The 23,076-nt window shown below is 64.2% G+C and carries 18 protein-coding genes and 1 pseudogene; 13 read left to right on the top strand and 6 right to left on the bottom strand.

Annotated features, from left to right (window positions below; genetic code table 11):
- The first annotated feature begins 3 nt into the window (after window positions 1-3).
- The 8 genes from IEC33019_RS03985 (at window position 4) to IEC33019_RS04020 (ending at window position 10,655) form a co-directional block, all read left to right on the top strand.
- Window positions 4-855 (top strand): ABC transporter permease, encoded by an 852-nt coding sequence (locus IEC33019_RS03985; protein WP_070094521.1) that lies wholly within the window; start codon window positions 4-6, stop codon window positions 853-855.
- Window positions 852-1,685 carry a quaternary amine ABC transporter ATP-binding protein gene (locus IEC33019_RS03990; RefSeq protein ID WP_070094520.1) on the top strand — a complete coding sequence of 278 codons (834 nt, stop codon included), beginning with the start codon at window positions 852-854 and terminating at the stop codon, window positions 1,683-1,685. The genes IEC33019_RS03985 and IEC33019_RS03990 overlap by 4 nt, the downstream gene beginning before the upstream one ends.
- Window positions 1,686-1,697: 12 nt before the next feature.
- Window positions 1,698-3,221 (top strand): histidine ammonia-lyase, encoded by a 1,524-nt coding sequence (gene hutH, locus IEC33019_RS03995; protein WP_099593087.1) that lies wholly within the window; start codon window positions 1,698-1,700, stop codon window positions 3,219-3,221.
- Between the two features lie 312 nt (window positions 3,222-3,533).
- Window positions 3,534-4,016, top strand: coding sequence for a formate dehydrogenase subunit gamma (locus IEC33019_RS04000; RefSeq protein ID WP_070094530.1), 483 nt, complete (start codon window positions 3,534-3,536; stop codon window positions 4,014-4,016).
- Window positions 4,010-5,569: a formate dehydrogenase beta subunit gene (locus IEC33019_RS04005; RefSeq protein ID WP_070094518.1), complete on the top strand. Its 1,560-nt coding sequence runs from the start codon at window positions 4,010-4,012 to the stop codon at window positions 5,567-5,569. The genes IEC33019_RS04000 and IEC33019_RS04005 overlap by 7 nt, the downstream gene beginning before the upstream one ends.
- Window positions 5,566-8,451: a formate dehydrogenase subunit alpha gene (gene fdhF / locus IEC33019_RS04010; protein WP_070094517.1), complete on the top strand. Its 2,886-nt coding sequence runs from the start codon at window positions 5,566-5,568 to the stop codon at window positions 8,449-8,451. The genes IEC33019_RS04005 and fdhF overlap by 4 nt, the downstream gene beginning before the upstream one ends.
- Entirely contained in the window at window positions 8,448-8,660 is a 213-nt protein-coding gene (locus IEC33019_RS04015; RefSeq protein WP_070094516.1) for a formate dehydrogenase subunit delta, read from the top strand. Before fdhF ends, IEC33019_RS04015 begins: the two co-directional genes overlap by 4 nt.
- Window positions 8,661-8,837: 177 nt before the next feature.
- Entirely contained in the window at window positions 8,838-10,655 is a 1,818-nt protein-coding gene (locus IEC33019_RS04020) for an ABC transporter ATP-binding protein/permease (RefSeq protein ID WP_070094515.1), read from the top strand.
- Between the two features lie 6 nt (window positions 10,656-10,661).
- Here IEC33019_RS04020 and IEC33019_RS04025 read toward each other — a convergent pair whose 3' ends face one another.
- Both IEC33019_RS04025 and IEC33019_RS04030 read right to left on the bottom strand, forming a co-directional pair.
- Window positions 10,662-11,873 (bottom strand): MFS transporter, encoded by a 1,212-nt coding sequence (locus IEC33019_RS04025; RefSeq protein WP_070094514.1) that lies wholly within the window; start codon window positions 11,871-11,873, stop codon window positions 10,662-10,664.
- Between the two features lie 159 nt (window positions 11,874-12,032).
- Complete coding sequence (locus IEC33019_RS04030) at window positions 12,033-13,316, bottom strand: arsenic transporter (RefSeq protein WP_099593089.1); 1,284 nt, start codon at window positions 13,314-13,316, stop codon at window positions 12,033-12,035.
- A gap of 399 nt (window positions 13,317-13,715) precedes the next feature.
- Between IEC33019_RS04030 and IEC33019_RS04035 the strand changes: the two genes are divergently transcribed.
- The 5 genes from IEC33019_RS04035 (at window position 13,716) to IEC33019_RS04055 (ending at window position 18,776) form a co-directional block, all read left to right on the top strand.
- Window positions 13,716-15,956, top strand: a complete 2,241-nt coding sequence (locus IEC33019_RS04035) for a TonB-dependent siderophore receptor (protein WP_070094512.1) — start codon at window positions 13,716-13,718, stop codon at window positions 15,954-15,956.
- A 104-nt stretch (window positions 15,957-16,060) separates the two neighbouring features.
- Window positions 16,061-16,348, top strand: a complete 288-nt coding sequence (locus tag IEC33019_RS04040; protein ID WP_070094511.1) for an iron transporter — start codon at window positions 16,061-16,063, stop codon at window positions 16,346-16,348.
- A complete protein-coding gene (locus IEC33019_RS04045) occupies window positions 16,345-17,874 on the top strand; it encodes a PepSY-associated TM helix domain-containing protein (RefSeq protein WP_070094510.1) in 1,530 nt (509 codons plus the stop codon). Before IEC33019_RS04040 ends, IEC33019_RS04045 begins: the two co-directional genes overlap by 4 nt.
- Complete coding sequence (locus IEC33019_RS04050) at window positions 17,871-18,203, top strand: DUF3325 domain-containing protein (protein ID WP_070094509.1); 333 nt, start codon at window positions 17,871-17,873, stop codon at window positions 18,201-18,203. The genes IEC33019_RS04045 and IEC33019_RS04050 overlap by 4 nt, the downstream gene beginning before the upstream one ends.
- 36 nt (window positions 18,204-18,239) lie before the next feature.
- Window positions 18,240-18,776, top strand: a complete 537-nt coding sequence (locus tag IEC33019_RS04055) for a histidine phosphatase family protein (protein ID WP_070094508.1) — start codon at window positions 18,240-18,242, stop codon at window positions 18,774-18,776.
- 58 nt (window positions 18,777-18,834) lie between these two features.
- On the opposite strand, the gene IEC33019_RS04060 is transcribed toward IEC33019_RS04055, so the two are convergent.
- From IEC33019_RS04060 to IEC33019_RS04075, 4 genes and pseudogenes are all read right to left on the bottom strand, one after another.
- A complete protein-coding gene (locus tag IEC33019_RS04060; protein ID WP_070094507.1) occupies window positions 18,835-19,620 on the bottom strand; it encodes a sulfite exporter TauE/SafE family protein in 786 nt (261 codons plus the stop codon).
- Between the two features lie 141 nt (window positions 19,621-19,761).
- A pseudogene (locus tag IEC33019_RS04065) lies at window positions 19,762-20,010 on the bottom strand (cupin domain-containing protein); the annotation flags it as partial.
- A gap of 79 nt (window positions 20,011-20,089) precedes the next feature.
- Window positions 20,090-21,976, bottom strand: a complete 1,887-nt coding sequence (gene mcpA / locus IEC33019_RS04070) for a methyl-accepting chemotaxis protein McpA (protein ID WP_099593092.1) — start codon at window positions 21,974-21,976, stop codon at window positions 20,090-20,092.
- A 146-nt stretch (window positions 21,977-22,122) separates the two neighbouring features.
- Entirely contained in the window at window positions 22,123-23,001 is an 879-nt protein-coding gene (locus tag IEC33019_RS04075) for a LysR family transcriptional regulator (RefSeq protein WP_070094002.1), read from the bottom strand.
- Window positions 23,002-23,076: the final 75 nt, after the last annotated feature.

Below are 23,076 nucleotides of genomic sequence, written 5' to 3' on the forward strand. Positions count from 1 at the left end.
TCCATGTTTCCGAAAAACTTCACGTTTTCCATTGCCGACTGGGTCAATGGCTGGGTCGATGCGCTGGTAAGCAACTACGGTGACGTGTTCCGGCACATCTCCGACACCCTGTTGTGGGCCATCGTCAACCTCGAAGGCCTGCTACGCGCAACACCTTGGTGGCTGGTCCTGGCCATCGTCGCGGGGATTGCCTGGCACTCCACCCGTAAAGTCGTGACCACGGCAGTGATCGTCGGCTTGCTGTTCCTGGTCGGTGCGGTAGGCCTGTGGGACAAGCTGATGCAGACCCTGGCGTTGATGCTGGTGGCCACGCTGATCTCGGTCCTGGTCGGCATTCCGCTGGGTGTCCTTTCGGCGCGTAACGATCGGCTGCGGGCGGTGCTGATGCCATTGCTCGACATCATGCAGACCATGCCCAGCTTCGTGTACCTGATTCCGGTACTGATGCTGTTCGGCCTGGGCAAGGTGCCGGCGATCTTTGCCACTGTCATCTATGCCGCTCCGCCGCTCATTCGCCTGACCGATCTGGGCATTCGCCAGGTGGACGGCGAGGTCATGGAGGCGATCAATGCCTTTGGTGCCAATCGCCTGCAACAACTGTTCGGCGTGCAGTTGCCACTGGCATTGCCGAGCATCATGGCTGGCATCAACCAGACCACCATGATGGCCCTGTCGATGGTGGTCATCGCCTCGATGATCGGTGCGCGTGGCCTGGGTGAAGATGTGCTGGTCGGCATCCAGACCCTGAACGTGGGCCGCGGCCTCGAAGCGGGCCTGGCCATCGTGATTCTGGCGGTCGTGATCGACCGTATTACCCAGGCCTATGGCCGGCCACGGCATGGGGTGGGCAAATGAGCGACAAGCAGATGATGAACAAGATCGAAGTCAAGCATGTCTTCAAGGTTTTCGGTGCTCGCGCCGAAGATGCCCTGCAAATGATCCGCCAGAAAAAACCCAAGGATCAGGTGCTGGCCGAAACCGGCTGCGTGGTCGGGGTTAACGATCTCTCGCTGTCCATCGGCAGCGGCGAGATCTTCGTGATCATGGGGCTGTCGGGTTCGGGCAAGTCGACCCTGGTGCGTCACTTCAACCGCCTGATCGAGCCGACCAGCGGCGAGATCCTGGTCGATGGCGAGAACATCCTGCAATACGACATGCAAGCCCTGCGCGAATTCCGCCGGCACAAGATCAGCATGGTGTTCCAGAGCTTCGGCCTGTTGCCGCACCGCACCGTGCTGGACAACGTCGCGTATGGCCTGAAAGTCCGTGGTGAGAGCAAGGCCATGTGCGCCGAGCGAGCCCTGCACTGGATCAACACCGTGGGCCTCAAGGGCTACGAAAAATCGTACCCGCATCAGTTGTCGGGCGGCATGCGTCAACGCGTCGGTCTGGCTCGTGCCTTGGCCGCCGATACCGACATCATCCTCATGGACGAAGCCTTCAGCGCGCTCGATCCGCTGATTCGCGCCGAAATGCAGGACCAGTTGCTTGAGCTGCAGAAAACCCTGCACAAGACCATCGTCTTCATCACGCACGATCTGGACGAAGCGGTGCGTATCGGCAACCGGATTGCCATTCTCAAGGACGGTCGCCTGATCCAGGTCGGTACACCGAAGGAAATCCTCTATCAGCCTGCGGACGAATACGTCGATCGTTTCGTGCAACGCCGCGTAGCTTCGCTTTAAGGAACCGCGTGTATGTCGATTGCCGAAAGAATCATCATCGCCGAAGCGCCTATGCGCTGGCAGGATGTGGTAGCCGTGGCGCGGCATGGGGCGAAGCTTGAGCTGGCCCCATCGGCCTGGGCGCGGATCGAGAACGCCCAGGCGATCGTCCAGCGCATCGTTGCCAGCGGTGAGCGTGCCTATGGCGTCAACACCGGGCTTGGCGCCCTGTGCAATGTCTCGTTGCAGGACGAGCAACTCAGCCAGCTGTCGCGCAACACCTTGCTCAGCCATGCCTGTGGCGTGGGTACGGCGCTGTCGGACGAACAGACCCGGGCGATCATGTGCGCGGCGATCATCAATTTCTGCCAGGGCCGTTCCGGCCTGCAGCGCAAGGTGGTCGAGGCGCTGCTGACCCTGCTCAACCAGCGCATCACCCCGCAGGTGCCGAAACAGGGGTCGGTGGGCTACCTGACCCACATGGCCCATATCAGCATCAGCTTGCTGGGCGTCGGCCAGGTCAGCTACCGCGGCCAGATCGTCCCGGCGCAGCAAGCCTTGGCCGAGGTCGGCCTGTCACCGCTGAAACTGGGAGCCAAGGATGGTCTGTGCCTGGTCAACGGCACCCCTTGCATGACCGGCCTGAGCTGCCTGTCCCTGGACGACGCTACGCGCTTGAGCCAATGGGCCGATGTTATCGGCGCCATGAGCTTCGAGGCCCTGCGTGGCCAGTTCGATGCTTTCGACCCTGAAATCATCGCGATGAAGCCGCACCCCGGCATGCAGCGTGTGGGCAGCAACTTGCGCCGCCTGCTGGAGGGCAGCGAGATCATTGCCAGCAGCCGTGGCATTCGCACCCAGGATGCCTTGAGCATTCGCTCGATTCCGCAGGTGCATGGCGCCGCGCGCGATCAGTTGGCCCATGCGGCGCGGCAGATCGAGACCGAACTCAACTCCACCACCGACAACCCGATGTTGCTGGGTACACCCGAGTCGTACCGGGTGGTTTCCCAGGCCAACCCGCATGGCCAGTCCGTGGCCATGGCGGCCGACTTGCTGGCCATCGCGGTGGCCGAGATCGGGGCGATTGCCGAGCGTCGTCTCGATCGCCTGATCAACCCGTTGGTCAGCGGTTTGCCGGCCTTCCTGGTCAGCCAACCGGGTGTGAATTCGGGCATGATGATTGTCCAGTACGTGGCCGCTTCACTTTGCGCAGAAAACCGCCAGCTGGCACAACCGGCAGTGATCGACAACTACGTCACCTCCGGGCTGCAGGAGGACCACTTGAGCATGGGCACCAATGCCGGGTTGAAGCTGCACCGGGCCCTGGAGAACTGTACGCAGATCCTCGCCATCGAATACCTGTTGGCGGCCCAGGCATTCGAGTTCCTCAAGCAGCAGCGCTTTGGCGCCGGTACCCACGTTGCCTGGCGGTTGTTGCGCGAACGGGTCCCGGCCTATGCCCAGGACCGTTGGCTGGCCCCGGATATCGCCAGCAGTGCATCGATCCTGAAGGATCCCGGCCTGCTTGGCGCTGCATTCCCCGAGCTGTTGTGACAGATGTAAGCGCCTGGCGATGGCATAGCTTCATATCGTGCGGGTCACATCCGATGTAATGTTGGCAAATTGATTCGATCGCAGGCGTGCCATCACCGCGTCGGTTTCAGAATGCGCCCTGTCGCTTGGGCGCAACCCTCCGGCGCCAGGGGTGCCATGCTTGCAGGATGCCTACGGACCCACTGCGCGCAGACGCAGGGCCTAGGTACGGAGGGCGCCCGATGACCATGTGACCGTGACATGGACGGTGCGCCGCAGCAGAAGACGCCGGACGCTTGCCCTGCAGCGGTCCGTGATGCCGAGGTCCGCTGTATGCCTGACGAGACGCTTCACCTGCCATTGATCCAGCGCGTGCTGGAGCGCTACAAGGACACCGACGGTGCCTTGCTGCCGATCCTCCACGCCATCCAGGAAGACGTAGGCTACGTGCCTGACGACGCCGTCCCTGAAATCGCCCATGCCCTCAACCTCAGCCAGGCCGAGGTGCGCGGGGTGATCAGCTTCTATCACGATTTTCGTACCTCGCCCCCGGCGCGCCATACCTTGCGCCTGTGCCGGGCCGAGTCCTGCCAGAGCCGGGGCGCCGAGGCCCTGGCCGCGCAATTGCGCGAGCAACTGGCCTTGGATGACCACGGCACCACCGCCGATGGCGCCATCAGCCTGCGACCTGTGTACTGCCTGGGCGCGTGCGCCTGTTCGCCAGCGCTGGAACTGGACGGGCAACTGCACGCGCGTCTGACCCCTGAGCGCCTGCGGGCATTGGTCAACGGCTGCCGGGAGGAAGAAGCATGCTGAAGCTATTCGTTCCGTGCGATTCGGTCGCCCGCGCGGTCGGCGCCGACCAGGTCGCCGACGCACTGGCCCGCGAGGCCGAACGCCGGCAGTTGCCGGTGGAGATTCAACGTACCAGCTCCCGTGGCCTCTATTGGCTGGAGCCGCTGGTCGAAGTGGAACTTGCCGGTGAGCGCCTGGGCTTTGGGCCGGTCGCGGCTGACGATGTAGCGAGCCTGCTGGATGCCTTGGCGGGCGAGCCTGGTGGTCATGCGTTGGCCCTGGGGCCCGTGGCCGAGATTGCTTACCTCAAGACCCAGCAGCGCCTGCTGTTCGCCCGAGCGGGTATCACCCGGCCACTGTCGCTGGAGGACTACCGTGCCCATGGCGGCTTCGAGGGCTTGGCCCGCGCAGTGACGCTCGATGGCGCGGACGTGGTCGCGGACGTGCTCGACTCCGGCCTGCGTGGTCGTGGTGGCGCGGCATTCCCCGCTGGCATCAAGTGGCGCACCGTGCGCGGCGCGCAGGCTGCGCAGAAGTACGTGGTCTGCAACGCCGACGAAGGCGATTCCGGCACCTTCGCCGACCGGATGCTGATGGAGGGGGACCCCTTCCTGCTGATCGAAGGCATGGCCATCGCCGGCTTGGCCGTGGGTGCCACCAAGGGCTACATCTACGTGCGCTCGGAATACCCGGATGCGATCCGCGCGCTGAACGCGGCCTTCGACATCGCCCGCGCGGCAGGCTACCTGGGCGATGACGTCGCCGGCAGCGGCCTGGCCTTCGACCTGGAAGTTCGGGTCGGCGCTGGCGCTTATATCTGCGGCGAGGAAACCGCACTGCTCGAATCCATCGAGGGCAAGCGTGGCATCGTGCGCGCCAAGCCGCCGCTGCCGGCCCTTGAAGGCCTGTTCGGCCTGCCAACCTTGGTACACAACGTACTCACCTTGGCCTCGGTGCCGGTGATCCTGGCCAAAGGCTCCGCGTTCTATCGGGACTTCGGCATGGGCCGCTCGCTGGGCACCATGCCGTTCCAGTTGGCCGGCAACATTCGCCACGGTGGCCTGGTGGAGCGCGCCTTTGGCCTCACCCTGCGCGAGCTGGTGGAAGACTACGGCGGTGGCACTGCCAGTGGTCGGCCGCTCAAGGCCGCGCAGGTCGGTGGTCCTTTGGGCGCTTGGGTACCGCCGAGCGGCTTCGACACCCCCCTGGACTACGAGGCTTTCGCCGCCATGGGCGCGATGCTGGGCCACGGCGGCGTGGTGGTGGCAGACGACACGCTGAACATGGCCAGCATGGCCCGCTTCGCCCTGCAGTTCTGCGCCGAGGAATCCTGCGGCAAATGCACCCCTTGCCGGATCGGCTCGACCCGCGGCATGGAGGTGGTGGATCGGCTGATCGCCAGCACCGACATGGCTGAGCGCGAGGATCAGGCGCTGTTGTTGCGCGATCTGTGCGACACCCTGCAGTACGGCTCGCTCTGCGCCATGGGCGGGATGACCTCGTACCCGGTGGCCAGTGCCCTCAAGTATTTCCCTGCCGACTTCGGTCTGACCACCACGGAGGCCGCCCAGTGATCAATTTCTTCGACCCCGCCAACGACCTCGACCTGGGTACGCCTGCGCGCGAAAGCGAAGTGCAGGTCAGCCTGGTCATCGATGGGCGTGATATCAGCGTGCCCGCAGGCACCTCGGTGATGCGCGCCGCGGCCTTGCTGGGCACCACCATTCCCAAACTGTGTGCCACCGATAGCCTGGAAGCCTTCGGTTCCTGCCGCATGTGCATGGTCGAGATCGAGGGCATGCGTGGCTACCCGGCTTCGTGCACCACGCCTGTGAGCGAGGGCATGGTGGTGCGGACCCAGACCTCGCGCCTGGCCGATCTGCGGCGCAATGTCATGGAACTGTACATCTCCGACCACCCGCTGGACTGCCTGACCTGTTCGGCCAACGGCAACTGCGAATTGCAGACGGTCGCGGGCCAGGTCGGCCTGCGCGAGGTGCGTTATGGCTATGACGGCGCCAACCACCTGAAGGAGAAAAAGGACGTCTCCAACCCGTACTTCGACTACGAGCCGAGCAAGTGCATTGTCTGCAGCCGCTGCGTGCGCGCCTGCGAAGACATCCAGGGCACCTTTGCTCTGACCATCACCGGGCGCGGTTTCGAGTCCCGCGTGGCGGCGGCCGGTGGTGACGACTTCCTCAGCTCCGAATGCGTGTCCTGCGGCGCCTGCGTGCAGGCCTGCCCGACCGCGACGCTGAGCGAGAAGAGCTTGATCCAGCTGGGCCAGCCAGAACGTGCGGTGATCACCACCTGCGCCTACTGCGGTGTGGGCTGTTCGTTCCGCGCCGAGATGAAAGGCGACCAGCTGGTGCGCATGGTCCCGGACAAGAACGGCGGTGCCAACCACGGCCACGCCTGCGTCAAGGGCCGCTTCGCCTGGGGCTACGCGACCCACCCGGACCGCGTCACCAAGCCGATGATCCGCAAGCACATCAATGACCCGTGGCAGGAAGTCAGCTGGGACGAGGCGGTCAACTATGCCGCCAGCGAGTTCCGTCGCATCCAGCTCAAGTATGGACGCGACTCCATCGGTGGCATCACCTCCAGCCGTTGCACCAACGAGGAAGCCTACCTGGTGCAGAAGCTGGTGCGTGCCGCCTTCGGCAACAACAACGTCGACACCTGCGCGCGGGTGTGCCATTCGCCGACCGGCTACGGCCTCAAGCAAACCTTGGGCGAGTCCGCCGGTACCCAGAGCTTCGACTCGGTGATGCAGGCCGACGTGCTCCTGGTGATCGGTGCCAACCCCACCGACGCTCACCCGGTGTTCGGCTCACAGCTCAAGCGCCGCCTGCGCCAGGGCGCGCGGTTGATCGTCATCGACCCACGGCGCATCGACCTGGTGGATTCGCCTCACGCCCGCGCCGAGCTGCATTTGCAACTGCGTCCGGGCACCAACGTGGCCATGCTCAACGCCCTGGCCCATGTGATCGTCACCGAAGGCCTGGTTGACCAGCCGTTCGTCGATGCCCGCTGCGAGGCGCAAGACTTCGCCCGCTGGCGTGATTTCGTCAGCCTGCCGGAAAACGCCCCGGAGGTGCTTGGCCCGGTATGCGGCGTGCCTGCCGAGCAAATCCGCAAGGCTGCGCGGTTGTACGCCACCGGCGGCAATGCGGCGATCTATTACGGCCTGGGCGTCACCGAGCACAGCCAGGGCAGTACCGCAGTGATGGGCATCGCCAACCTGGCCATGGCCACCGGCAACGTCGGCCGCGAAGGCGTGGGCGTGAACCCGCTGCGGGGGCAGAACAACGTGCAGGGTTCCTGCGACATGGGCTCGTTCCCCCACGAGCTGCCCGGTTACCGGCATATCTCCAACCAGACCGTGCGCGCCGAGTTCGAACAGGCCTGGGGCGTGACCCTGCAGCCTGATCCGGGCCTGCGTATCCCCAACATGTTCGAGGCGGCCCTCGATGGCAGCTTCAAGGCCCTCTACTGCCAGGGTGAGGACATCGCCCAGAGCGACCCCAACACCCAACACGTCACCGCGGCCCTGATGGCCATGGAATGCGTGGTGGTGCAGGACATCTTCCTCAACGAAACCGCCAAGTTCGCCCATGTATTCCTGCCGGGCAGTTCGTTCCTGGAGAAGGATGGCACCTTCACCAACGCCGAGCGGCGCATCTCGCGGGTGCGCAAGGTCATGGACCCGCTGGCCGGCAAGGCCGACTGGGAAGCCACCGTCGCCCTGGCCAACGCCCTGGGTTATCGGATGGACTATCGCCATCCGTCCGAGATCATGGACGAGATCGCGCGCCTGACGCCGACCTTCCACCGGGTCAGCTATGCCGAGATCGACCGCCACGGCAGCCTGCAATGGCCGTGCAACGATGCCGCGCCCGACGGCACCCCGACCATGCACATCGACCAGTTCGTGCGTGGCAAGGGGCGCTTCATGCTCACCGGTTATGTGCCCACCGACGAGAAGGTCAACAGCCGCTTCCCGTTGTTGCTGACCACTGGCCGCATCCTCAGCCAGTACAACGTCGGCGCCCAGACCCGACGCACCGGCAACGTCGCCTGGCACGCCCAGGACCAGCTGGAGATCCACCCAACCGATGCCGAGACCCGTGGCATCAGCGATGGCGACTGGGTAGGCGTGGGCAGCCGGGCAGGGCAGACCGTCTTGCGCGCCAAGGTCAGCACCCGCGTGGCACCCGGGGTGGTGTACACCACCTTCCACTTCCCTGAGTCTGGCGCCAACGTGATCACCACCGACAACTCCGACTGGGCCACCAACTGCCCTGAGTACAAAGTGACGGCGGTGGAGGTGGTGAAGGTGTTCCATCCCTCGGAGTGGCAGAAACGCTACCAAGCGTTCAGCGATGAGCAACAGCGCTTGCTCAAGGAGCGTCGCCAGGCCAAGAAGTCCGAGACAGCCGAGGTGCGCCGATGAGCGGTCACGACAGCCTGGTCAAGATGGCCAATCAGATCGCCCAGTACTTTGCCAGCGAGCCTGACCGGGCGCTGGCGGTGCAGGGAGTGAGGCAGCACCTGCAGAGCTTCTGGACGCCAGCGATGCGTCGGCAGTTGGAGGAGCGCTTGCAAGCCGATGCCGAGGGTGTGGATCCGTTGGTGAAGGAGGCGCTGCAGCAGGCGGCGTGAGGCCGTAGGCGGGCAGGGCTGCGTTGCAGTCCAATCGCGGGACACGTCGGGGCGTCGGTTCGGTGCCCTGACGTGTCCGGCGATTGAGGCCCGGCAACATGAAAAGTCCGTCATGGATGCCAGATAAATCGCCGGGGAATGCTACGCTCGCAAAAACCTCGCAATGGATACCCCGCTATGGACATGAACTGGCACCAGGCCCTGCAAGAGAGCCTGAGCTGGCTCGCAATCGCTTCCATCATCACCCTCATCGGTTTCACCGCCGCTGGCGCCCTGGCAGTGCGCTTTACCCGGTGGGGGCGTCAATTCTGGTCCCTCGCCGGGCCTTATTTCAGTTTCAGGCGCAGCTGGCGGCCGCTGTTGGTGTTCGCACTGCTGTTGGTGCTGACACTGTTCTCGGTACGCCTGAACGTGCTGTTCTCGTTCTGGTACAACGGCTTCTACAGTGCCTTGCAGGCCCTGGACCAGACAGCCTTCTGGTACTTGCTGGGTGTGTTCGCGGTGCTGGCGACCATCCATGTGCTGCGCTCGCTGTTCACCTATTACGTCACCCAGGCGTTCAACATTCATTGGCGTGTCTGGCTCACCGAACGCCTGACCGCGGACTGGATGCAGGGCGATGCCTACTACCGCGGGCGGTTTCTCGCTGAGCCGGTGGACAACCCTGACCAGCGTATCGAGCTGGACGTCAACGCCTTCGTCACAGGTTCCGTGTCCCTGGCCCTGGGCGCGGTCAGTGCGCTGGTCTCGCTGGTGGCGTTCACTGCCATTCTCTGGGGGCTTTCGGCGCCGCTGACGGTCGGTGGGGTGGAGATCCCCCGGGCGATGGTGTTTGCGGTGTATCTGTATGTGATCGTCGCCACCTGGATCGCGTTTCGCCTGGGGCGGCCGTTGATCCGCCTGAATTTCCTCAACGAAAAACTCACCGCGAACTTCCGTTATGCCCTGATGCGCCTGCGTGAAAACGCCGAGAACATTGCGTTCTACCAAGGTGCGCAGGTCGAGCGGGGAACGTTGCTCGGACGCTTCGGCGCGCTGATCGTCAACGTTTGGGCGCTGGTGTATCGGAGCCTGAAGTTCAATGGTTTCAACCTGGGCATCAGCCAGGTCGCCGTGGTGTTTCCGTTCATCCTCCAGGCGCCGCGATTCTTCAGCGGGGCAATCAAGCTCGGGGATGTGATGCAGACCTCCCAGGCGTTCGGCCAGGTTCAGGATTCGCTGTCGTTCTTCCGTGAGTCCTACGACACTTTTGCCCAGTACCGCGCCACGCTTGATCGTCTCACCGGGTTTCTCGACGCCAACCAACAGGCCAGCACGTTACCGCGCGTCACCACGCAGGAGCAGCCGCAGACGTTGGATATCGCTGGCTTGCAGGTGCTGCGCCCGGACGGCCACGCGCTGATCGCCGACCTGAATCTGCGCCTGCGTGCCGGCCAGGCGCTGTTGATCAAAGGGCCTTCGGGCAGCGGCAAGACCACCTTGCTGCGCGCCTTGGCTGGCCTGTGGCCGTACGCCGAAGGCGAGGTCAGGCGGCCGCTGGGCAATCAGGCGTTGTTCCTGTCGCAGCGCCCGTACCTGCCGTTGGGTGATTTGCGTACCGCGATCGCCTATCCCACGCCAGGAACACCCACAGACGATGGGCGCATGCAACAGGCCCTGCGCCAGGTCAACCTGGCTCACCTGGTTGAACGCCTGGACGTCAGCAACGACTGGTCGAACATTCTTTCGGTGGGCGAACAACAGCGCCTTGCCTTCGCGCGGTTGTTGTTCAACCGGCCACAAGTGGTGTTCCTCGACGAGTCCACCTCGGCCATGGACGAAGGGCTGGAGCATGCGCTGTATTCATTGCTGCGCACCGAAATGCCTGACACCTTGCTGGTCAGTGTCGGACATCGCAGTACGCTGGCGACATTCCATACCCACCGCTTGGAAATGGACGGGCAGGGCGCTTGGTCGCTGCTCGAACAGCGTCCGACCCAGGACGTGCTGGTCTAGCGAGGCTCAACCCGCGCCGCGCAGCAGCGCCACCCCTGCGAGGGTGACGCTGGCGAACGCGGCGCCTACCAAGAACGTGGCCTGGTAGCCGGCCCCATCCCACAGCAGCCCGGCCATCACGCTGGCAATCAGCAGGGCCACGCCCGACAGTAGGTTGAACAGGCCAAACGCCGTGCCGCGCAGGTTCGCTGGCGCGCTGTCGGCGATCAGGGCACTGAAGATGCCCTGGGTGAAGCCCAGGTGCAGCCCCCACACCACCACCCCCACTGCCAGCCCGGCCCAGCCCGGCAACAAGGCCAGCGCCAGGTCGGCGGCAATCAGCAAGCCCAGTCCCATCATCAGCACGCCCCGGCGACCGACGCGGTCCGACAGCGCGCCAGCGGGGTAGGCCGACAGCGAGTAAGCCAAGGCCATCAGCACCAGCACCGCCGGTGCCCAGAGTGGCGCCAGGCCCATGTCCTGGGCGCGCAGCAGCAAGAACGCCTCGCTGAAGCGCGCCAGGGTGAATACCATGACCAGGCTGATCAGCCGCCAGTAGGCCGGGCCCAGCCGCGCCAGCTCGGCCAATGCCAATGGCGAGCGCGCCGCTCGCCCACGGCCAGGCGCCTCGGGTTCGCGGACAAAGACAATAAGCATGAAGACTGCGAGAAACGCCGGGATCACCGCCACCCAGAACACCGTCTGGAAGTGGCTCGCGGTCAGCCACATCAGCACGATCGCCAGCAACGGCCCGAGAAAAGCGCCCACGGTGTCCAGCGTCTGGCGCAGGCCAAAGGCCGCGCCACGCAGCTCCGGCGGCGTGACATCGGCGATCAACGCATCGCGCGGTGCACCGCGAATGCCCTTGCCGATGCGGTCGACGAAACGCGCCGCGGTCAGCCACTCCAGGCCAGAGGCCAAGGGGAACACCGGTTTGGTCAAGGCGGCCAGCCCATAACCCAGCACCGTGAGCAGCTTGCGTTTGCCTAGCCAATCGCTGAGGGCTCCGGAAAACACCTTGGTGATCGACGCCGTCGCCTCGGCCACGCCCTCGATGAACCCCACCGCCACCACCGACGTGCCTAGCACTGACACCATGTACAGCGGCAGCAAGGCATGGATCATCTCCGACGAGATGTCCATGAACATCGAGACGAAGCCCAACGCCCAGACGCTGCGGGGGATGCTCGGTAGTGTCCTGTGGGGAGGGGATGACTCGAAGTTGTCAGAGCCATTCATCGCGAACCTCGGAATCCGTGCCGCACCAGAATGGAAGCGACCGTATTCACTGTAGGACATGAGATTGGCGGTTGAGCTAGTGAAAGAAGATGAGCCGCAAGTGCGGCTCAACGTGAGCCTGCGTCAGCTTACGGTAGTGTCGTCGCAGGACTTTCGGGCTCAGAAGCTCAGTCGCCATGCCAATGCCGAGAGGGTGACAAGCAGCACAGGCAGGGTCAGCAGGATGCCGACCTTGAAGTAGTAGCCCCAGGTGATGCGCATGCCCTTGCGCGCTAGCACATGCAGCCATAGCAGGGTCGCCAGGCTGCCGATGGGGGTGATCTTCGGGCCCAGGTCGCAGCCGATGACGTTGGCGTAGATCATCGCCTCGCGTACCACGCCTTGCGCTTCGCTGGCATGGATCGACAGGGCGCTGATCAGCACGCTGGGCAGGTTGTTCATCACCGAGGAGAGCAGCGCCGAGACCAATCCCGTGCCCAGGGTGGCGGTCCACAGGCCTTGGGCGGCCAGGCGGTCGAGCAGGCTGGTAAGCGAGTCGGTCAGCCCGGCGTTGCGCAGGCCATAGACCACCAGGTACATCCCCAGCGAAAACACCACGATCTGCCAGGGCGCTTCGCGCAGCACGCGGCGGGTGGCAATCACATGACCGCGGGCGGCCACGGCGAACAGCACCGCGGCGCAGGCCGCCGCCACGGCGCTGACGGGAATGCCCAACGGCTCAAGGACGAACAGGCCGGCCAGCAGACCGATCAGCACCAGCACGCCGACGCGAAAGGTGGCGCGGTCACGGATGGCCATTGCGGGCGGCTTGAGATCGTCGAGCGCGTAGTGCGCCGGGATATCCCGCCGAAAGTACAGGAACAACACCAGCAAGGTGGCGAGCACCGCTGCGATATTGACCGGCAGCATTACCGACGCGTAGGCCGAGAAGCCCAGGCCGAAGTAGTCGGCCGAGACGATGTTCACCAGGTTCGACACCACCAGCGGTAGGCTCGCCGTATCGGCAATGAAGCCTGCTGCCATCACGAAAGCCAGCGTGGCGGCGGGAGAGAAACGCAAGGCCATCAGCATGGACATGACGATCGGGGTGAGAATCAAAGCGGCACCATCGTTGGCGAACAGCGCCGAAACCGCCGCTCCCAGTAGCACGATGAAAACGAACAGGCGTCGCCCGTCGCCGCGTGCCCAGCGGGCCACGTGCAGGGCAGCCCATTCGAAGAAGCCCGCTTCGTCCAGCAACAGGCTGACGATGATGATGGCAATGAAGGTGGCGGTGGCGTTCCAGATGATCGCCCAGACCGTGGGAATGTCCTGCAGTGACACCGCGCCCACCAGCAAGGCGAGCACGGCGCCGAGACTGGCGCTCCAGCCAACGCCCAGGCCTTTGGGTTGCCAGATGACCAGGATCAGGGTGAACAAGAAGACTACGGTGGCAGCTAGCATCGTGCGCGCTCCTCAGCAGCGGGTGGCGCGCTGGCGGTTTCGTCTGCCTGGCGCTGGGAAAAAGATGTGGGCGTGAGCATGCAACAACGATCGATATAGATATGCGGAAAAACAAATATATGGAATTTCATATATTCAGGCAACGACCTTGCCGCGCGAACAGGCCGATCGTGACACCCTACAGCAGAGCGGGTGATCCTGTGATAGAGCCATCGGCTGCGGCATTTGAAAGTTCCTCGGCAATCTGTAAATTTCGTAAATAAGATTTAAACCCATTTGAGAATCATTATATTCAGCCTCCCTGTGGACCCGGCAATTTGCCTGTAGGTCGGTGGGCGAGGGCTCGTCGGCTGGCTGGCCGGGTCGTGCCTTTGCCCATGAATCGCAGGAGATGTGCCCATGCAACCCAGAACCTCACCCCACAGCCTGGCCCTGGCCTTCGTCGCGCTGGCCTCGCCAGCCATGGTGACGACCTCGGCCCAAGCCGAGGAGAAGCCGGCCGGTGAGGTACTGGAGGTGCCGGTCGACAGCAACGCGCTGGTGATCCAGGACACCTTGGTCACCGCCGAGCGTGAGGCGCGCCAGGCACTGGGTTCGTCGATCATCACCGAAGAGGACATCAAGCGCCATCCACCGGCCAATGACCTCTCCGAGCTCATCCGCCGCGAACCTGGGGTCAACCTGACCGGCAACAGTGCCAGCGGCGCGCGCGGCAACAATCGCCAGATCGACCTGCGCGGCATGGGCCCGGAAAACACCCTCATCCTCATTGACGGCAAGCCTTCCAGCGCTCGCAACTCGGTGCGTTACGGCTGGAACGGCGACCGTGACACCCGTGGCGAGACCAACTGGGTGCCGGCCGAGGCGGTCGAACGCATCGAGATTCTGCGCGGCCCGGCTGCGGCGCGTTATGGCTCCGGTGCCATGGGCGGCGTGGTGAACATCATCACCAAGCGCCCCACCGATGAGTTCAAGGGCAACGTCAGCCTGTTCACCCAACTGCCCGAGGACAGTGCCGAAGGTGCCAGTCGCCGAGCCAACTTCAACCTCAGTGGGGGCCTGACCGAGAACCTGGGCTTTCGTCTCTATGGCGGCCTGGCCAAGACCGATGCCGACGACCTGGACATCAACGCCGACCACGCTAACAGTGCCCTGGTGGCTGGCCGGGAGGGCGTGCGCAACAAGGACATCAACGGCCTGCTGAGCTGGAAGCTCAACGACGAGCACCGCCTTGAGCTCAGCGCTGGCTACAGCCGCCAGGGCAACATCTTTGCCGGCGATACCATGAACAGCAACGGTGGCGGCAACCTTGAGCTTATGTCCGACTTGTACGGCCATGAGACCAACGTCATGCAGCGCGGCACCTATGACCTGACCCACCTGGGCGATTTCACCTGGGGCACCAGCAAGACCGTGCTGGCCTACGAGTACGTGCGCAACTGGCGCCTGAACGAAGGCCTGGCCGGCAGCGTCGAGGGCGCGCCCAATGACGCCGGCTCGGCCATGTCGCGCCTGCGCAACACGCGCTTGAGTAGCGAAGTGAACCTGCCGTTCGCCATGGGCAGCACCGAGCATGTGCTGACGCTCGGTGGCGAGTACCTCTATGAGTCGCTCAACGACCAGGGCTCGTTCCGTGCGCAGAGCTTCGACCCCAGCGGCTCAGGCGACAACACGATCATCGGCTTCGACCGCAATGACACCAAGATGACTGCTCGCAGCTATGCGTTGTTCGTCGAGGACAACATCATCGTGGGTGACACCACCATCACCCCGGGCTTGCGCTTCGACCATCATGAGACCTTCGGTGACAACTTCAGCCCGAGCCTGAATCTGTCGCACAAGCTGACCGACGCGCTCAGTGTCAAAGGTGGCATCGCCCGTGCGTACAAGACGCCGAACCTGTACCAGTCCAACCCCAACTACCTGCTCTACAGCCGCGGCAATGGCTGCAGCACGCAGCAGGCCAACTCCGGTGGCTGCTACCTGCAGGGCAACGACGACCTCAAGCCTGAGATCAGCGTCAACAAGGAAATCGGTCTGCTGTACGACCGTGGCACCTGGCGTACCAGCGCGACGTACTTTCGCAACGATTACCAGAACAAGATCATCGGTGGCACCGACGTGGTCTACGCCATCAATGGCGGGCGCCGCGTGACCCAGTGGGAGAACGCCGGCAAGGCGCGGGTGGAGGGGATCGAGGGCAACTTCTTCATGGAGCTGACGCCGAGCCTGGACTGGAACACCAACCTGACCTGGATACTCGACAACGACAATCGCGAAACCGGCGAGCCGCTGTCGGTGATTCCCGAGTACACGGTCAACAGCACCCTCGACTGGCGCGCGACCGACAAACTGTCGTTCCAGGTGGCGGGCACGTACTTCGGCAAGCAGAAGTCGCCGACCTACAACTACCGCACCCAACAGGACTACGACAAGACTGCCCAGCAGGACGTGGACGCCTACGGCCTGGTGGATGTGAGCGCAGGCTACAAGTTCAACGCCAACTATGACGTGCGCGTGGGCGTGAACAACGTCTTCGACAAGCAGATCCTGCGCGGCGGCAATGCCAGTAGCTCGGGGGCCAACACTTACAACCAGCCGGGGCGTGCGGTGTTCGCAGCGCTGAATATCTCGTTCTGACGCGCAAGGGGCCGCTGTGCGGCCCGATCGCGCAGCGCCTGTAGGAGCGGCCTTGCGCCGCGATGGGCTGCGCAGCAGCCCCTCATGTTTACCAGGAACCACTGATGAACCCGCTCCCCCCTTGGCTGGCCATCCTTTCGCGCAGCGCCGCTGCGCTGTTGGGCGGTTATGCCTTCACCTACGCTGCCACTGCCTGCGTGGCTCGGCTGTTGCCGCTGACGCCGGGCGATGCGGTGATCGTCGCCACGCTCGCGTCGTTCATCTTTTACACCGCTGCGATCCTCTGGGCCTTCGCCAGCCGCGACGCCCTGCGTGCCTGGGCACCTATGGTCCTCGCCATGCCGTTGGCGCTGGTAGGCTTTTGGCCCCAGGCGATGGGGTGGCTGGCATGAAGAACAGCTTCACCCAATCCATGTCCTGGCTGCACACTTGGGCCGGGCTGATCTTCGGCTGGTTGCTATTCGCCATTTTTGTCACTGGCACCCTGGCCGTGTTCGACAAGGAGCTCAATCACTGGATGCAGCCGGAGATTGCAGCCAGTCACGTTTCCCAGGCCGAGGCCGCCCAGCGCGCCATCGCCTATCTGCAGGCTCATGAGCCGAATGCCGACAATTGGGGGATCAGCCTCCCGACCGAGCGCTCGCCTGGCCTGCGTGTGTCCATCGGCGACCGGCGTCATGGCGTCGGCGTGCAACTGGACCCGCAGTCCGGCGAACCCATCAGCGTGCGCGACAGCGTGGGCGGCAACTTCTTCTTCCGTTTTCACTTCACGCTGGATTTGCCGCGCAACTGGGGCATCTTCGTGGTCGGTGCGCTGGCCCTGGTGATGCTGGCGGCGCTGGTCACCGGCATCGTCATTCACAAGAAGTTCTTCAAGGAGTTCTTCACCTTCCGTCCGAACAAGGGGCAGCGCTCCTGGCTGGATTTCCACAACGCCAGTGCGGTGCTGCTGCTCCCGTTCCACCTGATGATCACCTACACCGGGCTGGTGATCTTCATGCTCATCTACATTCCGGCCGGGGTCGATGCGTTGTTCGATGGCGACACCCGGGCGTACTTCCAGGCCCAGGGCAATACCCGCCAGGAAGCGCCGCGACGCGTGGCCAGCCAGCCAGCAGCGCTGGTCGACATCGCCCCGTTGCTGGCTCAGGCCCAGGTGCATTTGGGGCCGATCGGCGGACTGAACATTCGCCACCCGAACACGACCGGCGCGCGGGTCGAGATCCGCCCTGAGCTTGGCAACCGCATCGCCTTGACCAAAGGCCAGGCGATGGTCTTCGACGGGGTGAGCGGTCAACTGCTCAGCGATGTCCCTGAGCTGCGCCCGGCATCCCTGACCCAGCGCGTAATGATTGGCCTGCATTTTGCCCAGTTCGGTGGCTACCCCATGCGCTGGTTGTATTTCATCTGTGGCGTGGTCAGTTGCGCGATGATCGCCAGCGGCCTGGTGCTGTTCTGCGTCAAGCGTGGGCGCAAGTACGCCACGACAACGGCTGAATCCTCGGCGCACCGTTGGTATCGGCTGGCCGAGGTGTGCAACGTCGGGTTCATCAGCGGCCTGCTGTTGGCCTGCGCTGCATTGCTGTGGGCCAGCCACCTGTTGCCGGTCGAGCTGGCTCAGCGCGAAGCCTGGGAGGTGCGGGTGTTCTTTGCCAGTTGGTTGCTGGCCCTGCTGCATGCTGGCCTGCGCCCGGCCAGGCGCGCCTGGGTCGAGCAGTTGGGCATGGCAGCAGTGTTGTGCGCGGGCCTGGGCGTGCTGGGTGCGTTCGTTGGCAAGGCGGACAACCTGCGGCTGGGTGTGGAGGTGACGGGCGTGGTGCTGGGCTTGGGGCTGGCCCTGGCGGCCTTGCGCATTGCGCGCGCCACGCCGGCACCGGCCAGGGTGAAGGCAGCACGGACCGTGGAGGCCGAGGGATGACGAGCATGATCATCGGCGCGCTGTTGTGCGCCTACGCCGGGATGGCCGGGTTGTGCCAGGGCTTGGAGCGCCATTACAAGCAGGTGTGGGCGCGCGCCTGCCCGCCTATGTTGTGTCTGGCCTTGCGGTGGGGTGGTTGGGCAGGGCTGTTGGCCAGTCTGCTGCTATGTGCCCAGGCCTGGGGCTGGGCCATGGGACCTGTGGCCTGGTTTGGCGTCATCTCGCTGGCGGCGGTGCTGCTGGTGATGCTGCTGCCTTACTGGCCACGCTTGGCGGTCAGCCTGGTAGGGCTGCTGCCGCTGTGGGGGCTGGGGCAGGTAGTTGTCTGATAGGCTAGTTAGCCCACCTCATGACGAGAGCCTTTGGTGAAAGCCACGCGCCTGACCCTCATCTGCCATGCCCTGACCCCGGCCCAGAAGGTCGGGCGCTTCCCCAGTACTGACGAGCGCATTTTGCCGGTGGCTGAATGGCCCCCGCTTCCAGCCTTCATCGGCGTTCTGAGTGCGCCGGAGTACCGGGCGCAAGAGACCTGCGCAGGTCTGGGGGCCAGCCCGGTTGTCGAGCCCGCCCTGGCGGACTGCGACATGGGGGCCTGGCAAGGCATGGTGCTCAAAGCGTTGCAGGCCGAGCAGCCAGAAGCCTTGGCTCAATGGCTGCAAGACCCTCACTGTGCGCCGCATGGCGGTGAGTCCATCGCGCAGCTGTGCCAGCGCGTCGCGGTCTGGCTGGAGACGTTCGATACGCCGGGAGAATGGCTGGCAGTGACCCATCCGCTGGTGATGCGGGCGGCGATGGTGCACGTGCTTGGCTGTCCGCTGGCCGCCTTTGCGCTTATCGACGTGCCAGCGCTTTCACGCGTGCACTTGAGCCGTGCGGGGAAGTGGCGGCTGCGTTTGGTGTGAGCGCTTGGGGCTGCTTTGCAGCCCATTGAACGCTAGGCCAGCGCCTACAAAAAACATTTCAGAACGCGAGCTTGTAGCCGATCAGCAGCAGCATCCCCGCCAGGCACGGGCGCAGCAGGCGGTCAGAAATACGCCCGGTGAGGTGGCTGCCCAGGTAGATGCCCGGCAGCGAGCCGAGCAGCAGGTAGCCCAGCAACGACCAGTCCATATTGCCCATGCCCGCATGGCCAAGGCCTGCCACCAGGGTGAGCGGTACGGCGTGGGCGATCTCGGTGCCCACCAGGCGGCGGGTGACAAGAAACGGATAAAGCAGGAACAGCGCCACGGTACCCAGGGCGCCTGCGCCGATGGAGGTCAGCGTGACCATCACGCCCAGCACCACACCCGTGAGCACGGTGAGGGTATTGAGGCTGCGGTCGCTGAGGTGGTAGTGATCGCCCGCGTGGCGGCTGGCGAAGGCTTGCAGGCGCGATTTGAACAGGATGGCCAGGGCGGTGAGGATCAACACCACGGCCAGGCCCTGCTTGATCACCGAATTAAGCGCAGAGGTGTCGGCGTGCAAGGTGTGGAGGAACCAGAGGGTCAGCGCTGCCGCAGGCACACTGCCCAGGCTCAGCAGGCCGGTGATCTTCCAGTCGACGTTCTTGTTGCGCGCGTGCACCCAGACACCGCTGGCCTTGGTGATGGCCGCGTACAAAAGGTCAGTGCCCACGGCAGTGGCAGGGCTGATGCCGAACCAGAGCAGGATAGGGGTCATCAGCGAGCCGCCGCCCACGCCGGTCATGCCGACGATGAAACCTACAACCAGCCCCGCGATGGTGAAACCGAAAGAACCTACATCCATACGCTACTCGACGCCCAAGCTTGCCCGTGATCGGATGGTTGCCAGCATAAAGGTTTTTTTATAACCGAATAGACTTGTTCGTTATTAGGTTATAACTGGGCTGTTTTGTCCTCGTCCGGATGAATAAACCGGCGCCGCCGTTTATCGGTCGGTCATCACCACCCTCACATGTGCATCCCCGCCATCTTCGCTTTCAGACAGGTAGATATGCCCTACCTGGCTGTCGAAATAGGCCGTCTCTTGTGGGCCGATACTCACCGCTTCACCCGTCTCGAACAGGATGCGTACCCGGCCACTGAGCACCAGGGCGAACTGCTGGCCAGGATGGCGGATGAAGTCGTCGAACTGGCCCCGTTCGCAGGCAATGATGCGGGCATGGGCGGGCGTCAAGAATTTCCCACCGGTACAACGCCGAGCCTGAGCTCGGCGCGGTACCGGTGGGAGCGGGTTCACCCGCGAAGGGCGCGCCTCAGATCCGGAAGCTGCCCACCAGTTGCTTCAACCGCCCCGCCTGCTGGCTCAGGGCATCGCAATGGCGCAGGGTCTCGTTGAGGTTCTCCACCCCTTGCTGGTTGAGGCTGTTGATCTGGGTGATGTCCAGGTTCAGGCTCTCGACCACGGCGCTCTGCTCCTCGGTGGCGGTGGCCACCGACTGGTTCATGCCGTCAATTTCGCCGATGCGTTGGGTCACGCTGGCCAGGCGGGCGCCGGCCTGGTTGGCCACCTGCACGGTCTGCTCGCTGGACACCTGGCTTTCGTTCATGGTGTGCACCGCCTCGCGTGAACCTACCTGCAGGCTGGTGATCATGCGGTGGATCTCCTCGGCCGACTCCTGGGTGCGATGAGCCAGGTTGCGCACCTCGTCGGCCACCACGGCAAAGCCACGCCCGGCCTCGCCGGCGCGGGCGGCCTCGATGGCAGCGTTGAGCGCCAGCAGGTTGGTCTGCTGGGAAATGCCCTTGATCACGTCGAGAATCTTGCCGATCTCGTCGGTGCTGGCGTTGAGCGTTTCGATCTGCTCGCACGACTCGCTGATCTTCTGCGAAAGCGCGGTCATGGCGTTGATCGCATCGTCCACCACCTGACGGCCATCGTTGGCCTGGTCGCTGGCGCCGCTGGCGTGCTGCGAGGCGTCGGCGGCATTGCGGGCGATTTCCTGGGTGGCCGCGCCCAGCTGGTTGATCGCCGCGGCGACGCTGTTGGTGCGCATGCTCTGCTCCTCGGAGCCGATGATCGAGGCGTTGGAGGCGTTGACCACCTTCTCCGACAGGTCATGCACCAGGCGGGTGGCCGAGGACACCTCGCTGATCGAGGCGTGGATGCGCTCGACGAAACGGTTGAACGAGGTGGCCAGCTCACCGAACTCGTCCTTGTGCTGCACTGCCAGGCGGCGGGTCAGGTCGCCTTCGCCTTCGGCGATGTCCCGCATGGCGCGGCCCATGGTGGTCAGCGGACGCATCAGCACCGGAATGAGCAGGCCCAGCAGGCCGGCGATGGCAGCCACGGCGATGAGCATGGCGATGATCGCCGAGGTGCGGAACTGGCCGAGCGGGGCGTAGGCCTTGTCCTTGTCGATGGACAGACCGATGTACCACTGCGCCGACGGCAGGCCTTCGACCGGGGCGAAGGAGATGATCCGATCCTGGCCATTGAGGGTGACGTCCTGCATGCCCGGTTCGACCTTCAGGCCGGCATCGGGGTAGATGTCCTTGAGGTTCTTCATCAGCTGGTCCTTGTCGGGGCTGACGATGACCTGGCCGCTGCGATCGGCGAGGAAGGCGTGGCCGATGCCGCCGAAGTCCACGGCGTTGATGATGTCCACCAAGGTGTCCAAGCTCAGGTCGCCGCCGACCACACCCAGCAGTTCGCCGGTGCTCTTGGCCTTGACGGGCATGGCGATGGTCACCACCAGACCGCCCACCGACGCCTGGTAGGGTGGGGTCAGCAGGGTCTGGTTGGCGGTCACCGCGGCGCTGTACCAAGGGCGTTGGCGTGGGTCGTAGCCGTCGGGCATCTTGGCGTCTGGGCGTTGGGTGAACACGCCGTTGTTCTGGCCGAAGTAGGTGAATTGGAAGGTGTTGGTGTAGGACGGTTGATCGACTAGCCCGGGCAGGGTTTCGCCAGCGCCCTGTTGGGCGATGTCCTGGGCCAGGTTTTCCAGCACCAGGATGCGCCCGGTCATCCAGTTCTGCACGCTACCGGCGGTTTGTGCGCCGGCCTGGCGCACGGACGATTCGATGTTCTGGCGGATGATGTTGCGCTGCAGGTAATCGTTGTAGAGGGTAAACAAGGCAAACGCCAATACCACGATGCCACAGGCACTGAGCAGGATCTTGTGGCGGAATTTCAGGTTCATGTTTCGAGACCTTGGACCAATGAAGGGGGGACGCCGCACGCTTGTGGCGTGATGGGCGGTACCTGTCACCTCGGTATCGGCTGGATCTCATGAAAATTGATGAACCGTCCGTCGTAGAGCTGGCGGCTTGGGTTTGCAGGAAGCGCTCACCGTGATGCGAGCAGCTCCACCAGGATGCGCGCGGCCTGGCCCAACGGTTGTTGCTTGAGCCAGAACACCCGTACCGGCAGTTCCAGGGCATTCTGGGTGTTGCGAAAATCCAGGCGCACCAGCCTGCCGGCAGCGAACAGCGGCGCGGCCCGCGTCAAGGGGAAGTCACCCCAGCCAAGGCCGGCTTCGACGATCTGCATGGCCAGGTCAAGGCTGTTGCAGCGCCAGTGGGTCGCGCTGATCAGTGAGCGTGGGTCGGACAACGGCAGGTCACGGCTGCACACGAGGATTTGGCGCACGTCGAACAGGTCTTCCAGATTGTGGATGCGCCCGCTGCGCAGCGCCGGATGATGCGGCGCCAGGGTGGCGACCAGCGATTCCACCGCGATGTGCTGGAAACTGCGGCGAGGGTCGACCTGCAAACCGGCAAAGGCCATGCACAGACTGACCCGGCCGCTGTCGAGCAGGTGCAGCGCTTCTTCCTGGGGCGCGGCAAGCAGCTCGATGTCCAGCAATGGGTAGCGCTCGCTCAAGGTGGCGATGGCGCTGAGCAACCGGCGCTGGTCGATGTTCGGGACCACCGCGATGGCCAGGCGGCTCTCCAAGCCCTGGGACAACTCCAGTGCATGGGCTTGCAGCAGCCCCAGTTGCTCGGCAATCAATCGTGCGTGAGGCTCCAGGGCACGGGCCTGGGCGGTGGGACGCGCTTCGCGGGCTCCCCGCTCGAACAACGGGTAGCCCAGCTCCGCCTCGAGATTGCCGATGGCCATGCTCACCGCCGAGGGAACCCGCTGCAAGACCCGGGCGGCGGCCGAAAAGGAGCCGCGGTCGAGCACGGTGAGAAACAGCTGGATGTTGTCGCTGGAAAAGTTCATGGGCAGCCTCCTTTCAGTAAATCTGAAAGCTGCCGACTTTTTCTGTCAAGACAATTGATTCATCCTTGCCCGACT

This window comes from Pseudomonas putida (assembly GCF_002741075.1).
Lineage (GTDB): Bacteria > Pseudomonadota > Gammaproteobacteria > Pseudomonadales > Pseudomonadaceae > Aquipseudomonas > Aquipseudomonas putida_T.

What these genes read in the sequence shown, in the direction of transcription:
- IEC33019_RS04040 (WP_070094511.1), top strand. Translation starts at nt 16,061, where the DNA reads ATGAACCCGCTCCCCCCTTGGCTGGCCATCCTTTCGCGCAGCGCCGCT.
- IEC33019_RS04050 (WP_070094509.1), top strand. Translation starts at nt 17,871, where the DNA reads ATGACGAGCATGATCATCGGCGCGCTGTTGTGCGCCTACGCCGGGATG.
- IEC33019_RS04075 (WP_070094002.1), bottom strand. Translation starts at nt 23,001, where the DNA reads ATGAACTTTTCCAGCGACAACATCCAGCTGTTTCTCACCGTGCTCGAC.
- IEC33019_RS04045 (WP_070094510.1), top strand. Translation starts at nt 16,345, where the DNA reads ATGAAGAACAGCTTCACCCAATCCATGTCCTGGCTGCACACTTGGGCC.
- IEC33019_RS04060 (WP_070094507.1), bottom strand. Translation starts at nt 19,620, where the DNA reads ATGGATGTAGGTTCTTTCGGTTTCACCATCGCGGGGCTGGTTGTAGGT.
- IEC33019_RS03990 (WP_070094520.1), top strand. Translation starts at nt 852, where the DNA reads ATGAGCGACAAGCAGATGATGAACAAGATCGAAGTCAAGCATGTCTTC.
- IEC33019_RS04000 (WP_070094530.1), top strand. Translation starts at nt 3,534, where the DNA reads ATGCCTGACGAGACGCTTCACCTGCCATTGATCCAGCGCGTGCTGGAG.
- IEC33019_RS04005 (WP_070094518.1), top strand. Translation starts at nt 4,010, where the DNA reads ATGCTGAAGCTATTCGTTCCGTGCGATTCGGTCGCCCGCGCGGTCGGC.
- IEC33019_RS04030 (WP_099593089.1), bottom strand. Translation starts at nt 13,316, where the DNA reads ATGCTAGCTGCCACCGTAGTCTTCTTGTTCACCCTGATCCTGGTCATC.
- IEC33019_RS04035 (WP_070094512.1), top strand. Translation starts at nt 13,716, where the DNA reads ATGCAACCCAGAACCTCACCCCACAGCCTGGCCCTGGCCTTCGTCGCG.
- IEC33019_RS04025 (WP_070094514.1), bottom strand. Translation starts at nt 11,873, where the DNA reads ATGAATGGCTCTGACAACTTCGAGTCATCCCCTCCCCACAGGACACTA.
- IEC33019_RS04015 (WP_070094516.1), top strand. Translation starts at nt 8,448, where the DNA reads ATGAGCGGTCACGACAGCCTGGTCAAGATGGCCAATCAGATCGCCCAG.
- hutH (WP_099593087.1), top strand. Translation starts at nt 1,698, where the DNA reads ATGTCGATTGCCGAAAGAATCATCATCGCCGAAGCGCCTATGCGCTGG.
- IEC33019_RS04020 (WP_070094515.1), top strand. Translation starts at nt 8,838, where the DNA reads ATGGACATGAACTGGCACCAGGCCCTGCAAGAGAGCCTGAGCTGGCTC.
- mcpA (WP_099593092.1), bottom strand. Translation starts at nt 21,976, where the DNA reads ATGAACCTGAAATTCCGCCACAAGATCCTGCTCAGTGCCTGTGGCATC.
- IEC33019_RS03985 (WP_070094521.1), top strand. Translation starts at nt 4, where the DNA reads ATGTTTCCGAAAAACTTCACGTTTTCCATTGCCGACTGGGTCAATGGC.